Annotated in this window: 14 protein-coding genes; 10 read left to right on the plus strand and 4 right to left on the minus strand. The window is 66.0% G+C overall.

Annotated features, from left to right (window positions below; genetic code table 11):
* The first annotated feature begins 148 nt into the window (after window positions 1–148).
* The 6 genes from FBY31_RS11150 (at window position 149) to FBY31_RS11175 (ending at window position 5,724) form a co-directional block, all read left to right on the plus strand.
* Window positions 149–1,135, plus strand: a complete 987-nt coding sequence (locus FBY31_RS11150) for an aldo/keto reductase (protein ID WP_142040641.1) — start codon at window positions 149–151, stop codon at window positions 1,133–1,135.
* A 143-nt stretch (window positions 1,136–1,278) separates the two neighbouring features.
* On the plus strand, window positions 1,279–2,343 hold the full coding sequence (bioB, locus tag FBY31_RS11155; RefSeq protein ID WP_142040644.1) for a biotin synthase BioB: 1,065 nt from the start codon (window positions 1,279–1,281) through the stop codon (window positions 2,341–2,343).
* Entirely contained in the window at window positions 2,340–2,624 is a 285-nt protein-coding gene (gene bsaP / locus FBY31_RS23800) for a biotin synthase auxiliary protein BsaP (protein WP_442858172.1), read from the plus strand. The genes bioB and bsaP overlap by 4 nt, the downstream gene beginning before the upstream one ends.
* Window positions 2,625–2,820: 196 nt before the next feature.
* Complete coding sequence (locus FBY31_RS11165; protein ID WP_142040649.1) at window positions 2,821–3,297, plus strand: hypothetical protein; 477 nt, start codon at window positions 2,821–2,823, stop codon at window positions 3,295–3,297.
* A complete protein-coding gene (locus FBY31_RS11170; RefSeq protein WP_142040652.1) occupies window positions 3,294–5,174 on the plus strand; it encodes a glycoside hydrolase family 15 protein in 1,881 nt (626 codons plus the stop codon). Before FBY31_RS11165 ends, FBY31_RS11170 begins: the two co-directional genes overlap by 4 nt.
* 10 nt (window positions 5,175–5,184) lie before the next feature.
* Window positions 5,185–5,724, plus strand: a complete 540-nt coding sequence (locus tag FBY31_RS11175; protein ID WP_142040655.1) for a DUF2231 domain-containing protein — start codon at window positions 5,185–5,187, stop codon at window positions 5,722–5,724.
* A 1-nt stretch (window position 5,725) separates the two neighbouring features.
* Here FBY31_RS11175 and FBY31_RS11180 read toward each other — a convergent pair whose 3' ends face one another.
* Window positions 5,726–6,112, minus strand: a complete 387-nt coding sequence (locus FBY31_RS11180) for a DUF1304 family protein (RefSeq protein ID WP_142040658.1) — start codon at window positions 6,110–6,112, stop codon at window positions 5,726–5,728.
* Window positions 6,113–6,365: 253 nt separating this feature from the next.
* A complete protein-coding gene (locus FBY31_RS11185) occupies window positions 6,366–6,551 on the minus strand; it encodes a hypothetical protein (protein ID WP_142040661.1) in 186 nt (61 codons plus the stop codon).
* Between the two features lie 217 nt (window positions 6,552–6,768).
* Between FBY31_RS11185 and FBY31_RS11190 the strand changes: the two genes are divergently transcribed.
* Entirely contained in the window at window positions 6,769–8,157 is a 1,389-nt protein-coding gene (locus FBY31_RS11190; RefSeq protein WP_200833352.1) for a wax ester/triacylglycerol synthase domain-containing protein, read from the plus strand.
* 158 nt (window positions 8,158–8,315) lie between these two features.
* Here the strand turns inward: FBY31_RS11190 and FBY31_RS11195 are convergent, their stop codons facing one another.
* Entirely contained in the window at window positions 8,316–9,071 is a 756-nt protein-coding gene (locus FBY31_RS11195) for a ZIP family metal transporter (protein WP_142040667.1), read from the minus strand.
* 341 nt (window positions 9,072–9,412) lie between these two features.
* On the opposite strand from FBY31_RS11195, the gene FBY31_RS11200 reads away from it, so the two are divergent.
* On the plus strand, window positions 9,413–9,886 hold the full coding sequence (locus tag FBY31_RS11200; protein ID WP_142040669.1) for a sensor histidine kinase: 474 nt from the start codon (window positions 9,413–9,415) through the stop codon (window positions 9,884–9,886).
* A gap of 72 nt (window positions 9,887–9,958) precedes the next feature.
* On the opposite strand, the gene FBY31_RS11205 is transcribed toward FBY31_RS11200, so the two are convergent.
* Entirely contained in the window at window positions 9,959–10,570 is a 612-nt protein-coding gene (locus FBY31_RS11205) for an NADPH-dependent FMN reductase (RefSeq protein WP_142040672.1), read from the minus strand.
* A 214-nt stretch (window positions 10,571–10,784) separates the two neighbouring features.
* Between FBY31_RS11205 and FBY31_RS23025 the strand changes: the two genes are divergently transcribed.
* Both FBY31_RS23025 and FBY31_RS11210 read left to right on the plus strand, forming a co-directional pair.
* Window positions 10,785–10,940: a hypothetical protein gene (locus FBY31_RS23025; protein WP_200833353.1), complete on the plus strand. Its 156-nt coding sequence runs from the start codon at window positions 10,785–10,787 to the stop codon at window positions 10,938–10,940.
* 156 nt (window positions 10,941–11,096) lie between these two features.
* Window positions 11,097–13,754 carry an exo-rhamnogalacturonan lyase family protein gene (locus FBY31_RS11210; protein WP_142040674.1) on the plus strand — a complete coding sequence of 886 codons (2,658 nt, stop codon included), beginning with the start codon at window positions 11,097–11,099 and terminating at the stop codon, window positions 13,752–13,754.
* The last annotated feature ends 85 nt before the right edge of the window (window positions 13,755–13,839 follow it).

Below are 13,839 nucleotides of genomic sequence, written 5' to 3' on the forward strand. Positions count from 1 at the left end.
CACTTCTTGGGGTGGTTCCCGCCCTGCCGTCCTACGCTGCAGCAATCACGGCTTTCGTGAAGTCCCTGCTTTCGTTGACACTGCCAACCTTCCGAATTTAGGCTCCTGCCAATGTGCGCCGAAGGATACGGAAGCAAAGGGGCAGTGCGTGGACCAGGACAACAGGCAGTTACAGGACCAGCTTGGCCGGCTCGGCTTTGGCGGTACCGGAGTGGGCAACCTGTACCGCGCCATCTCCGACGAGCAGGCGGCCGGCACCCTGGCGGCGGCCTGGAATGCGGGTATCCGCTACTTCGATACCGCACCCCACTACGGGCTGGGCCTCTCGGAGCGGCGGATGGGCGAGGCCTTGGCCAGGAAACCCCGGCAAGAATTTGTCCTGTCCACCAAGGTAGGAAGGGTCCTCGTACCCTCACCGGCAACCGAAGATGCGCGGGACCCGGAGGGCTTTGACGTGCCCGCTGCGCTGCGGCGCGAGTGGGATCCCTCCGAGGCCGGCGTGAGGCGCAGCATCGAAGACTCGCTGGAACGGCTGGGCCTCGACTACATCGATATCGCCTACCTGCACGATCCCGATGTCTACAGCATGGAAGATGCAGTGAAGTCTGCACTGCCGGCATTGGAGAAAGTACGGTCTGAAGGCCTGGTGCGTGCCATCGGCGTCGGCACGAACACCGCCGGGGCTGCGCTGCAATGCGTGGAAGCGGCCACCCTGGACTTCCTCATGCTGGCCGGCAGGTTCACCCTGCTGGAACAGCCCGGCTCGGACGCCCGCCCCGGCGAGGGCTTGCTGGACCGCTGCCTGGAGCTGGGCACCGGGGTGGTGAGCGTCGGCGTCTACAACTCCGGCATCCTCGCCAAGCCCGAGCTGCCCTCCGATGCGCACTACAACTACTCCCAAGCCAGCGAAGACATCCTGGAACGGGCCAGGCTGCTGGCCCAGGTCTGCAAGGAACACGGCGTCGAGCTTCCCACCGCGGCCATCCAGTTCCCCTTCCGGCACCCCGCCGTCGTCAATGTCACCGTGGGGGCCAGCAATCCGGAACAGATCAGCCAAAGCGCGGAGCGCATGTCCATGGAGGTTCCCGAGGAATTGTGGCAGGACCTGCAGGAGCGCGGACTGATCCCGGCCTAACCGGAAATCCAAGCGGGCGCAGCGGGCCCGGTCCTTTCTGGTGAAACAGCCAAAATCTTGTCGAATTCCCACAAAATGGCGGCAGGAAGGGAGAACTAGCGTCGGCTGTGAGGAACTTCCACGGCAAGCGCAAAGGACCATCAATGACGATTCAGGCGAATGTACCCACCAGCCCGAACTCCGCGAGCGCCGGCAAGGGTTGCGACGGCAAGGGTAAGCGCATCCTGGACATCGCCCGCCAGCAGGTTCTCGAGGACGGCATGGGCCTGACCCAGGCTCAGCTCGAAGAGGTGCTTCGCCTCCCGGATGATGCGGTTCCCGCCGCCTTGGAGTTGGCACACCAGGTCCGGCTCCGGCACTGCGGCGAGGAGGTGGAGGTGGAGGGCATCATCTCCATCAAGACCGGCGGCTGCCCGGAAGACTGCCACTTCTGCAGCCAGTCGGGCCTCTTCGACTCCCCCGTCCGCGGCGTCTGGCTGGACATCCCCGAGCTGGTCAAGGCCGCCAAGGAAACGGCCGCCACCGGAGCCACCGAGTTCTGCATCGTGGCTGCTGTCCGCGGGCCCGACATCAAACTGATGAACCAGATCAAGTTCGCCATTGACCGCATCAATGAGGAAGTGGATATCAACATCGCCTGCTCGCTGGGCATGCTCACCCAGCGCCAGGTCGACCAGCTCAAGGACTGGGGCGTCCACCGCTACAACCACAACCTCGAAACAGCGCGCAGCTACTTCCCCGAAGTCGTCACCACCCACGGCTACGAGGAACGGCTCGAGACCTGCAACATGGTCAAGGACGCCGGCATGGAACTGTGCTGCGGCGCCCTGATCGGCATGGGCGAAAGCCTGGAGCAGCGGGCAGAACTCGCCGCCCAGCTCGCAGCCCTGGAACCCCACGAAGTCCCGCTGAACTTCCTCAACCCCCGGCCCGGAACCCCGCTGGAAAACCAGGGCATCATGGACGGCAAGGACGCCCTCCGCGCCATCGCCGCCTTCCGGCTGGCCATGCCCCGCACCGTGCTCCGCTACGCCGGCGGACGCGAACTCACGCTCGGCGACCTCGGCACCCGCGACGGCCTGCTCGGCGGAATCAACGCCGTCATCGTCGGCAACTACCTCACCACCCTCGGCCGCCCCGCCACCGCAGACCTGAACCTGCTCGTGGACCTCAACATGCCCATCAAGGAACTCCAGAAGACGCTATGAGCAGGGTTTCGCTCCCCAACCGCTCCCTACCCTCGCAAGCTCGGCCAGGGAACCCGGCGGTCGTGGGCCCAGCGTCAACCAGCGGGAACTTTTGCGGGAACTGCGGAGAGCCGTCCGACGGCGGCGACGGCCCGCCGTCGGACGTTCACCAACGCTGCGGCGAGCGCCTGGCAATGGAACCGCCGCGGTACTGCGCCGCATGCCGGCGCCGGATGAAGGTCCAGGTGACGCCGCTGGGCTGGAGAGCGGAGTGCTCCCGGCATGGGGTGATTGCCTCGTGAGGGACACCAAGGAACACAAGGACTGACCCGCTGACGCTGGACGCACCTTTCTAAAACCACTGTGCTTGTTTAAAAGCCCCGAGCCTTCTAAAATTAGAGAACCTACTTTTAGAAGGAGTCCACGATGCAGTGGCGGAGTCCGGCTCGAATGTTCCGGCGTTTTCAGCGCTTAGGCGCCAGGGCAAGGTGATCTGGAATGGACTGGCAAGGTTGGGCCGTGTTCGGGCTGTTGGCAACCTCCGTGCTGACCGCGGTGATGATCGCCGCCCAGATGGCGGGGTTGACCAGGCTGGACCTTCCGCTGGTGCTGGGAACCCTGGTCACGCCTGACCCGGATAAAGCCCGGGTGGCAGGCTTCTTTATCCATCTCGCTGCGGGGCAGGCATTCGCCCTGGGCTACGCCGCCGTGTTCGCACTCCTGGGGCAGGCAACCTGGTGGCTCGGTGCACTGCTGGGACTGCTTCACGTGGCGGTTGCCTTAACGGTCATCCTGCCCCTGATGCCCGGCGTCCACCGGAGAATGGCGACCACCAGGGCGGGACTCAGCACGACGGCGGCGCTGGAACCACCCGGCCTGCTCGGCCTGAACTACGGCATCCAGACTCCGGCCGTCGCCGTGGTGGCCCACGTGATCTACGGTGCAGTGCTTGGGCTCCTTTTGGGGGCACGATGAGCGCTAATCACCAAGCCGCCGCGGCCCCGCAGCAGAGTGACATCCTCGTTCAGGCGCCGCCGGCGCGTCCCACCCCCATCGCGGATTATGGGCTCCTTGGCGACACGCGGACCGCCGCGCTTGTCTCGGCCGCCGGGTCCGTTGACTGGCTCTGCGCTCCCGCGTTCGACGGCGAGCCTCTCTTCGGTGCCTTGCTGGGAGGACCGGAGGCAGGCAGGTTCCTTGCAGGGCCGGCAGAGGACGCCCCGGTGGTCTTCCGCAGGTACCGCGAGAACACGGCGACGCTGGAGACGGTGTGGGCTGCCGGGAACGGCCGGCTCGTTCTCACCGAGGCCATGATCGCGGAAGTGGCCGGCGAGCTGCTGCCCACCACCATCCTGGTCAGGCGGCTGGCCGCGGAAGGGTCATCAGTGCCCGTCACGATACTTTTCGACCCGCGGGTTGGCGAAAACCATCGCCTTCCGCGGGTGCGGCGCGGGCCCGGCGTCGTCTGCGACTGGGGTCCACTGGCAGCCTCCTTGGGAACGATCCCCCACCTCGATCTTGAGCCGGGGCGTCCCCTTACCTTCGACATCGCTCCGGGAAAACCCCTGACACTTGTCCTGGCGCTGGCCTTCGGCGAACCCCTGATCCACGTGGATCCGGCGGCGGCGTGGGACCTCGTTGGGAGGGACGAAGCCAGCTGGCGGGCTTGGACGGAGGAGATTGACGGCGCCCTCCCCTACCGCCAGGAGGTGGTGCGCAGCCTGCTCACACTCCGGCTGCTCACCTACTCACCCTCGGGAGCTCCGGTGGCAGCTCCCACCACCTCGCTGCCCGAGGACCCTGGCGGCATTCGCAACTGGGACTACAGGTACGCCTGGCCCCGGGACGCCAGCATCGGCGTCGGCGCTTTCCTCCGGGCAGGGAAAACACAGGAAGCAGAGAACTTCCTTGGCTGGCTCCTCCATGCCAGCCGCCTCCAGCGGCCCCACCTCCCCGCCCTCCTCACCCTGACTGGAGGACAGGTTCCGGCGGAGCGGCAGCTGTCCCGCTGGCCCGGTTACGCCGGCAGCAGCCCGGTGCGGACGGGCAACCTCGCCGCCTCACAGCACCAGCTTGACGGCTACGGCTGGGTCATTGACGCCGCCTGGGCGTTTGTGGACAGCGGCCGCAGGCTGACCTCGGAAACGTGGCGGGCCATGCGGGGCTTCGCGGATCTGGTCGCCGCCACGTGGGAGAAGCCCGACGCCGGCATCTGGGAAATACGCGGTGACCCCGCCCAGCACGTGCACTCCAAAGTCATGGCCTGGCTCGCGCTGGACCGGGCCCTGCGCATCGCCGCCACCCACCGGCTCAGCAGGCGGCGCCAACTTCGCTGGGAATCGGCACGCGGCCAGATCGTGGCGGAACTCCGCACGAACGGCTACAACGAAGCTCTGAATTCGTACACACGCTCTTACGGTTCGAAAGACCTTGACGCAGCCCTGCTGGTCCTGCCGCTCACCGGCCTGGAAAAGCCAGGTTCACCGCGCCTTAGGGGAACGGTAGATGCGGTCCGCAGGGAATTGTCGGCCGGGTTCCCGCTGCTCTACCGCTATCCGCCGGGACAGGACGGCCTCCCCGGGACGGAGGGGGCGTTCCTGCCCTGCTCCTTCTGGCTGGTTCAAGCCCTGGCGAATACCGGCCGGCACGAGGAAGCCTCCGCCCTGTTTGAGGCGCTGCTGGAGAAGGGCTCACCGCTGGGGCTCTTCAGCGAGGAGATGGAACCGTCCTCCGGCATGTTTCTGGGCAACTTTCCGCAAGCCCTCACGCATTCCGCGCTGGTGCAGGCCGCACTTGCCCTCCGCGACAACCAGCCCGCCCTCAACCGAACAAACAGCGCACCAACCGAATAAGGAGCAGATGATGGAAAACCTCACCGCCCACCAACGGTCCAAGCACCCCAAGACCCCACTGGCGGGACCCTACGGGCACCCGCTCCACCCCACCCTGGTGGCCATCCCCATCGGGGCGTGGACGGCGAGCCTTGTCTTCGACGTCGTGGCACTGCTCGGAAGCGACGACGCGCCCTTCCTGATCGGTGCACAGTGGCTCGTGGGAATCGGCATCCTCGGGGCCCTCGCCGCCGCAGTCTTCGGCTTAATGGATTTTATGACCCTGAGCCGCGGAACACCTGCCCACCGGACAGCACTCGTCCACATGTCGCTGAACCTGACCGCCGTGGCCCTCTTTGCCCTCAGCTTCTTCCTCAGGCTTGGGACCGATAAGCAGGACTTCAGCCTGTTTCCCTTCATTCTCAGCCTCGTGGGCTACCTGATCGTGGGCGCCTCCGGCTACCTCGGCGGGAAACTCGCCTACCACTACGGAGTGAGGGTGGCCGACGAAAAGACGCAGAGCGGAGGGTTCAGGTCAGCGTCGAAGAAAAATCTGACCCGGCGATCCTGAATCAACCGGCCACGAGGAACGCGATGATCCCGACGAGAGGCAGCGACGCCTGACCGAGTGCGCTCCGCCACAGCCGGTGCTCGGTGACCCACAGCCACGGGCCGAGGATGAGGTGCGCCGCAAGGGCGGCGAGGACGATGCCAATGCCCGCAGCCCGGGCATCGCCCCCCGAAGTGGCAAGCCAGATCCCGACGCCGATCCCGAGCGCCGTCACGATGTTGTACATGCCAACATTCATCGCCCACATGCGGACGGCGCCTTCGGTCCCCGGTTCCACGTAGAAGATGGAACGGAATCGCTGGTCGCCGTGGAAGAAGATTTCCAACGTCCCGACGGTTACGAGGCCAACAGCGTAGAGCCCTGCCGCTATCTGGGTGACAAGGTTCATGCTTCTGCGCTTCCTTACGTCTGGGATAGCGGAGGTACTTCGCAGCCATCTCTGCAAGAGTGACGAAAGCCCCCGCGCGAGTTGAACTCCAGCACGGGGGCTTTCTGCGCTTCCGTGTTGGGGGAACTAACGTGGAAACAGAGAGAAATTTACCGGCTCGCAACCCTCGAGAAAGCCGGTTTGGGGCTCGCTGCGCGAATCTTGATTAAACCTTGAGCCGACGTGCTACCGACAGCACGACGTCGCCGGGAGTTCAGTCGGTCTCGGGCCCGCCGGTTGCGTCCGGATCCTCTTCGGGCTCGAAGGTGTTCGGCTCTCCATCAGCGCCGATTCCCACGCCGTCCGCGCCGCCGGGGACACCGCCGTCGTCCTTGCCCTTGGAACCTTCGGCGCCTTGCTGCCCGTCGTCTGGCAGTGAATCAGGCGAGTTGATCGTCATTGCTCCTCCTTCAGTGGCCGGGCCTCCACGCTAACAGCCCGCACCCCCAAAGGCGCCTGTCAGGGCCAAAGATTTTGCTTCCGACGGCGGGCGTGGCCCGAGGGCGCGGACGCCTTACCGCCTTAGCGGCCAAGACCATCGGCCTAAAGGCCCTGCCAAATCCCAGTTCTATTTGCGAAGATTTCCGGACAGGGATCAGGGGCTGAACGCTATGGGTTTGAAGACATTTTTGGGACGGGAGGGCCCGGAGCGGCTCTCGGCTTTAGACCTTAGCAACCTGCGGGTGGAGGACCAGGGCCAACCGATGCATGTGGCTGCCCTTGCGTTCCTGGATGCGGGGCCGCTCCTCGATCCAGCCGGGAAGCTGCGTTTGCAGGACATCCGGGACCACATCGACCGCCGGACCCACCGGAGCCCCCGGCTCCGCCAGCATCTTGTCTGGCCGCGGCCGGGATTGGGCCCCCCGTTCTGGGCTGACGACCCCGCTTTCGATGTCTCGCGCCATGTGAAGACCCGTCAAGTGCCCGCCCCAAGCGATGAGGAATCGGTCCTCGCCCTCTGCGCGGAGTTGAACCAACCAGCGCTTGACCGCTCACGGCCGCTCTGGGAAATCTGGCTCCTCACGGGGATGGCCGGGAACCGTGCCGCCCTCCTGGTCCGCCTGCACCACGCCCTGGCCGACGGCCTTGCCGCGCAGACGCTGCTGGCCGCGCTCTTCGATACGAATACCATGGCCCCCGAGGGTAAGCCTCCTGTAACAGAAGAAGATCCGGGACAAATCCGGCCCAGTCCACGTGACAGGCAACTCCTGGCGGCCAATGTCCGGGATCATTGGCGGAGCGTGGCGAGGTTCGCCTCTGCCCTGGCCCGCCCGCGCCACACTGCCATGTCCGCCGCGGCGGGGCTGGAGGCACTGGCGTCCGTTATCCGCACCGGCCGCGCCCCTGCGGTGTCACTGAACCGGCCAGTGGGCGCCCGCCGCCGGCTGCTTCTGGTGCGGGCCGACTTCGCGCGCATCAGGGCCTACGCGCACCTGCACGATGCGGGAATCACAGACCTTCTGCTGACCGCCTATTCGGAAGGCTGCCGGCAATTACTGGCAGCCCGGGGCGAGCTGTCACCAGGCCTGGAATTAAAGGTGTCCGTTGCAGTATCGCTGCGCGGCTCAGCCGACTCCGGCGAAGGCAACCGCGTAGGCGTACGGGTGGTCCCCATTCCGGTCACGGAACCCGACATCCGGCAGCGCCTGGATCGCATTGCACACACAACGTCGGCGCAGCGCCGCCGGCCGCCCTACCAGCCTGGTGGACGGGTCCTGCAACGCTGGATGGCGCGGGCCATGTTCCATCAGCGGCTGGTGAACCTGCTGATGAGCAACCTTCCCGGGCCGCCGGCTCCCGTCCACTTCTCCGGAGCGGAAGTTCTCGAGCTTTTCCAGATCGGTGTGGTGCAGGGCAACATCACGCTAGGCCTCAGCGTCCTCACCTACGCGGGCCAGCTCAATATCGCCGTCGTAGCGGATGCGGACGCCAACCCGGATGTGGAGGCGTTCGGCCGCGGTCTTTCAGAGGCCTTGGCCCAGTTCAACCACAGACATCCGGACTGACCATCAGCATCCAGAAGCAAAAGCTCACGGAAACCTCACAAAATCTCTTGACCCTCCTTGTTGAGGGCTGTTGGCGGAGGACCTGGCCCGGCAGGGCCTCTGACCAAAGCAATGACGGCGGCGGGGCCCGCGGCAACCAGCCGCATCCCGCCGTCGTCCTATCCGCCGAGGTGGTGCACGGTGAACGCCGTGAGGAAGCCAACGGAAGCCGTGAGCCCTGTGAGGTTGTGGTGCTCCTCGAAAGCCTCGGGGATCATGGTGTCTGCCAGCATGGCGAGGATGCCCCCGGCCGCCACAGCGGTAATGAACGCCACCAGCTCTCCCGGCGCGTTTTCGAGGGCTGTGTAGCCGATGAGCGAGGCCACCCCGCTGAGCAGGGCGATGCCGCCCCACAGGCCAAAGACGTAACCGGCGCTCCTGCCGGCCCTCTTCATTCCCGCGGTTCCGGACAACCCCTCGGGAACGTTGGAGATAAAGACGGCCGCCATCATCGCCGGGCTCACCGCGCCGCCTGCCAGCATCCCCACGCCAAGTACCACTGATTCCGGCACCCCGTCCAGCAGTGCGCCCACTGCAATGGCGGTGCCGCTGCCCGGGTCCTCGGATTCGGAGGGCTGCTGGCTCCCCGACCGTTTGCGGTGTTTGGCGCCTGCCCGTGCCAGCAGCATGTTGGCCCCGACATACACCACGGATCCGGCCAGGAATCCCATCGCCGTCGGCCAGAGTCCGCCGCCCTGCACGGCCTCGTCCACCAATTCGAAGGCAAGGGCGGAAATCAGCACGCCCGCCCCGAAGGACATGATCGAGGAGACCAGTTTGGGCGGCAACTTCCAACGCCAGGACAACGCCGCACCCAGGACCAGCGCTGCCCCGGCGGCCGTGCCCCACAACAGGGCCTGCACCCAAACGGGCATGTGCTCCCACTTCCCGGGTTCCCACCGGAAACCCCCGTAGCCAGTCATTGGCGGCGCCGGCAGTACACCGGCACGGGCCCCAAAACAGCCAGCGTAGTACAGGCAGCCAGCCAGGAAGCGCAGCCGGCCGGGTTGACGCAGGACGTTGTTGAAAGCGGCAACCGACGCCACAGCTCACCATCGGAAGCGGGTATGCGTTGTTTAAGTGGGTGCACGCGGGTAGGGCGGCCCGTCCGCCGCGCAGAATTGACGGGATCTTGAGGGAAACCTTGCTGCCTGTTGAAGTTGCAGGTCCACGCTGGAGGCATCGGACCAAATCAGCTTGTGGGGAGCAGGAAGTCATGGGAAACGAAGTAGATTCTGATCAAGTCACCGCGGTGGGAGGCTTGCTCACGGATCAGCATCCGCTCGACTTCTACGCCTTAGGGCTGGCCGGTTGCATCGACCGGCTCACCGGGCCCCTCCGCCAACTCGGCACCGCGGTCCGCTGGGATACCCCGCACTGGGGCATCGAGATTCCGGCGGATTGCGCCACCCTTCTCTACCAGTCAGCGCGCGAAGCGCTCAGCAACGCCTTCAAATATGCCCAAGCGTCACAACTTACCCTGCAGCTCGCCGCCGTGGACCACGGGATCCGGCTGGTAGTGGCCGACGACGGCAAAGGCTTTGACAGTGACCTCGCCAGAAGCGGGCGGCACCACGGTTACGGCCTGCGGCTTATGTCCGTGGCCGTCCACGAGGCAGGCGGAACCATTGACATCCGCTCCACCCCGGGGCGGGGCACCAGCGTGACGGTAACCATGCCGCTGGACTAAAGCTCGGATGCCCGCCGTTGCTGGGACGGCGGGCATCCGTACGCCTGGGCTGCCTGAATCAGGGGCCCCGGCCTACCTGGAAAGCTTCTCCTCGTCAGGTTCCAGGTCGCCGATGTGGCCGGGTGCATTCGCGGCGAGGACACGGGCAACGAAGGCGCCGTACTCGTCCATGTAATGCCTCAGGAATTTGGCGGTGCCCTCATTCTTGACCTCGCCATCCTCACCGAACACTGCGGCATCGTAGTGGATGTAGGCCTCCGGGGCGTTCAGCTGCGGGGCATCCAGGAAGCTGAGAACGCTGCGGAACGAGGACTGCATCACTGCGGTGCCGATGCTGCCCACGGAGGCGCCAATAATGCCGGTGGGCTTGCGGGCAAACGAATTGCTCCCCCACGGCCGCGAGCCCCAGTCGATGGCGTTCTTGAGGGCCCCGGGAATGGAACGGTTGTACTCCGGGGACACGAACAGGATTCCGTCGGAAGCTTCGATGGCCTCCTTGAGGGCGCGGCCTTCGGGCGGAAAATCGGCGTCGTAGTCGTAGCTGTACAGGGGTAGGTCTTTGATGGGGATCTCCGTGAACTCCAGGTCCTCCGGAGCCAGTTTGATCAATGCTTGGGAGAGAACCCGGTTGATGGAGCCGGTAGCGAGGCTCCCTACGAAGTATCCGATCTTGAACGGTGCCATGAGTGTTCCTTCCAATGGCCGGGCAGCGCGCGGCCGTCCATGTGCTGTTTTGGGAAAGATGCCGCCCGTGGCTGGACGGCGCTTGGTGCCACTGCCCCACCAGTCCAGCACAGAAGGTCCGCCCCGGCCAGAGCAGGGGAAGATCCTTGACAGGCCGGGCCGGGGAGCGCTGAATGATCTGTAGCGAAGTCCCCCGGCCTGGTCAGGAGCAGTGATGAGCGAGAATCCAATGCAGGATGAGCGGGTCCACACGGAGGCGCCCGCCGAGGGCGACCCGGATGCGGACGTCACGGAAATCAGGGTCCACACGCAGGATCCGGCCGAAGGGGCAGACATGCCGGACTTTCCGGCTGCTGACAAGACCGAATAGCCGCACGGCCAAGCCCCACCGCCCGTAGCCTGCCGTATTCCGGCCACCCCTTGCACGCGCACCGTCACGCACACTAGGTTTTAACCCGCACTGAGAAAGCGCTTTCCCGCAACGAGCGGATGACTGGCGCATCAATCCCCAGCGGAATTGGATCACATGACGGACAAGACCCTCATCAGGTGGATCGACGGCGAGGCACCTGCGGAGATCAGCGGCGGAACGACGTGGGGCATGCCTTTTGCCCGCGGAAGAGTAGCGGATTCGGGCGGAATTTCGGTCCGTGACGCCGACGGCGATGTGGTGGCCAGCCAGGCCTGGCCGCTGGCCACCTGGCCTGACGGCTCCCTCAAGTGGGCCGGCCTCGCGTTGCCCGCCACGGATGCGCCCTCGCGGGCCTACGAGGTGACGGCCGACGGCGGTGCGTCACCTCGAGAAGGCAGCCTCCCGGCGTCGGGCGCCACCAGCGTCACCGTCACCGAGACCGCCGAGGCACTCACGGTGGACACTGGGACACTGCAGATGGTGATCGGCCGCAGTGGCTCGCACCTCTTTACCAGCCTCACGCGTGGCGGCATCGAGGTAGCGCGGAACGCCCGCCTGGTCAGCCTCCTGCAGGACAACATCCCCGAGGGTCCTGGCAGTGCCGGCGCTTTCAGCCGCGAAGCCTTCACCGGCGAGGTCACCGCCGTCGTGCTTGAACAGAACGGTCCGGTACGCGCGGTGGTACGGCTGGAAGGACACCACCGCCCGGACGCGGCGGGCAGCGGCAAACAGGGCTGGCTGCCGTTCGTAGTCCGGTTCTCTTTCCATGCCAGCGCCCGCAGCGTCAGGATGGTGCATTCGTTCATCTGGGACGGGGACGCGGAGGAGGACTTCCTGGCCGGGCTCGGCGTCCGGTTTAGCGTCCCGCTTGAGGCTGAGCTCCACGACCGGCACGTCCGGATCGCCGGCGCGGACGGCGGGTTCCTTCTCGAAGGCGTCCGCGGGCTGACCGGCCTCCGCCGGGACCCCGGCGAGGACGTCCGCTCGGCGCAGGTGGACGGCCGCGCCACCCCGCCCCTGGCCGAATGGAACCCCGAGGTGTCAGAACGCCTGCACCTGATCCCCGCCTGGAACGACTACACGCTCAGCCAGCTCAGCGCGGACGGCTTCGAACTGCGCAAGCGCACCGCAACGGGCCACGGCTGGGTGGGCATCTCCGGCGGGACCAGGTCGGCCGGATTCTGTTCCCTGACGGATACGCGCGGCGGATTCGGGGTGGGCGTCAAGGACTTCTGGCAGTCCCATCCCGGCCAGCTGGACATCCGCAATGCGGCCACGGCCGAAGCATCCCTGACCGCCTGGCTGTACTCCCCCGAAGCGCAGCCCATGGACCTGCGCTTCTACCATGACGGGTTGGGCCAGGACACCTTCGAGGAACAGCTCGAGGGGCTCGAAATCACCTATGAGGACTACGAGCCGGGCTTCGGCAACGCCACCGGGATTGCCCGCACGCATGAGTTAACTCTCTTCGCCTACGAAAGCACCCCGGGCACGGAAAGCCTCGCCGCAGACGCGGCAGCAGCTTCCGCTCCCGCCCTGCTGCAGGCCACCCCCGAATACCTGCATTCCGTGGGCGTCTTCGGCGACTGGGACCCCGTGGACCGCAGCACACCTGCCCGCGCCGAGCTGGAAGACCACTTGGACTTCCTCTTCGACTTCTACGCCGGCCAGGTGGAGCAGCGCCGCTGGTACGGCTTCTGGAACTACGGCGATGTGATGCATACATACGATCACGACCGGCACGTGTGGCGATATGACGTGGGCGGCTACGCGTGGGACAACTCCGAGCTCTCCCCCGACCTCTGGCTCTGGTACTCCTACCTGCGCTCCGGCCGGGCGGACATCTTCCGCTTTGCCGAGGCCATGACTCGGCACACCGGCGAAGTGGACGTCTACCATCTGGGACCCTGGCGCGGCCTGGGCTCCCGGCACAACGTCCAGCACTGGGGCTGCAGCGCCAAGCAGCTCCGGATCAGCACGCCCGCCTACCGCCGCTTCTACTACTACCTGACGGCGGACGAGCGCACCGGAGACCTGCTCACCGAACTCGTGGACAGCGACCAGAACTTCCTGGGGCTGGATCCGGTACGCAAAGTCCGGCCGGACGCTGAGAGCTACCGGCCGAACCGGAACGCCTTGGGTGTGGGACTGGGCACGGACTGGGGTTCGCTCGCCGCCACCTGGCTCACGGATTGGGAACGCACGGGCAACCCGCGGTCCCGAGACCGGCTCCTGGGCACCATGGCGGACATCGGGGCCCTCAAGTACGGCTTCCTCACAGGCGAGGCCCTGTACGACCTTGACAAGGGGCGGTTCGACGCCGGCCGCGAACTTATCCAGGTTTCCCACCTGAGTGCGGTGTTCGGTTTGGTGGAAATCTGCAGCGAACTGGTGGATCTGGTTCCGGACCCGGACTTTGAACGCGCGTGGCTGCAGTACTGCCGGCTCTTCCTGGCTACGAAGGAGGAGCAAGTGGAGGCCGTGGGCCAGCCGTTGCCGGGCATCTACCTCACCCAGGCGCACAGCCGCCTGACGGCGTACGCGGCCGCGCGGCTGGATGATCCGGACCTGGCCGCCCGGGCGTGGGAAAGCTTTGCCGAGGGCGGGGAGCACCTGAACCACGGGTCCGCCTTCACGCTGCGGACCCTTGAACCGCCGCATGTGCTGCTGCCCGTGGACGAGGCACCCACCGTGTCCACCAACGACGCGTCCCAGTTCGGCCTCGCCGTGATCCAGAACCTGGCGCTGATCGGCAAGCACCTGGCCTCTTAAACGCCACTTCGTCCTACCCGGTTGGGGTGGTTTGGGGGTGGTGCCAGGACTATCGTGAAGCTACTGATGACCTCAGTTTTCCCAT

The organism is Arthrobacter sp. SLBN-100, assembly GCF_006715305.1.
In the GTDB taxonomy this organism is placed as follows: Bacteria; Actinomycetota; Actinomycetes; order Actinomycetales; family Micrococcaceae; genus Arthrobacter.

Excerpts from the sequence above, each read along its gene's own strand:
- bioB (WP_142040644.1), top strand. The coding sequence starts at position 1,279 with ATGACGATTCAGGCGAATGTACCCACCAGCCCGAACTCCGCGAGCGCC.
- bsaP (WP_442858172.1), top strand. The coding sequence starts at position 2,340 with ATGAGCAGGGTTTCGCTCCCCAACCGCTCCCTACCCTCGCAAGCTCGG.
- FBY31_RS11165 (WP_142040649.1), top strand. The coding sequence starts at position 2,821 with ATGGACTGGCAAGGTTGGGCCGTGTTCGGGCTGTTGGCAACCTCCGTG.
- FBY31_RS11170 (WP_142040652.1), top strand. The coding sequence starts at position 3,294 with ATGAGCGCTAATCACCAAGCCGCCGCGGCCCCGCAGCAGAGTGACATC.
- FBY31_RS11175 (WP_142040655.1), top strand. The coding sequence starts at position 5,185 with ATGGAAAACCTCACCGCCCACCAACGGTCCAAGCACCCCAAGACCCCA.
- FBY31_RS11180 (WP_142040658.1), bottom strand. The coding sequence starts at position 6,112 with ATGAACCTTGTCACCCAGATAGCGGCAGGGCTCTACGCTGTTGGCCTC.
- FBY31_RS11185 (WP_142040661.1), bottom strand. The coding sequence starts at position 6,551 with ATGACGATCAACTCGCCTGATTCACTGCCAGACGACGGGCAGCAAGGC.
- FBY31_RS11195 (WP_142040667.1), bottom strand. The coding sequence starts at position 9,071 with ATGCCCGTTTGGGTGCAGGCCCTGTTGTGGGGCACGGCCGCCGGGGCA.
- FBY31_RS11200 (WP_142040669.1), top strand. The coding sequence starts at position 9,413 with ATGGGAAACGAAGTAGATTCTGATCAAGTCACCGCGGTGGGAGGCTTG.
- FBY31_RS11205 (WP_142040672.1), bottom strand. The coding sequence starts at position 10,570 with ATGGCACCGTTCAAGATCGGATACTTCGTAGGGAGCCTCGCTACCGGC.
- FBY31_RS23025 (WP_200833353.1), top strand. The coding sequence starts at position 10,785 with ATGAGCGAGAATCCAATGCAGGATGAGCGGGTCCACACGGAGGCGCCC.
- FBY31_RS11210 (WP_142040674.1), top strand. The coding sequence starts at position 11,097 with ATGACGGACAAGACCCTCATCAGGTGGATCGACGGCGAGGCACCTGCG.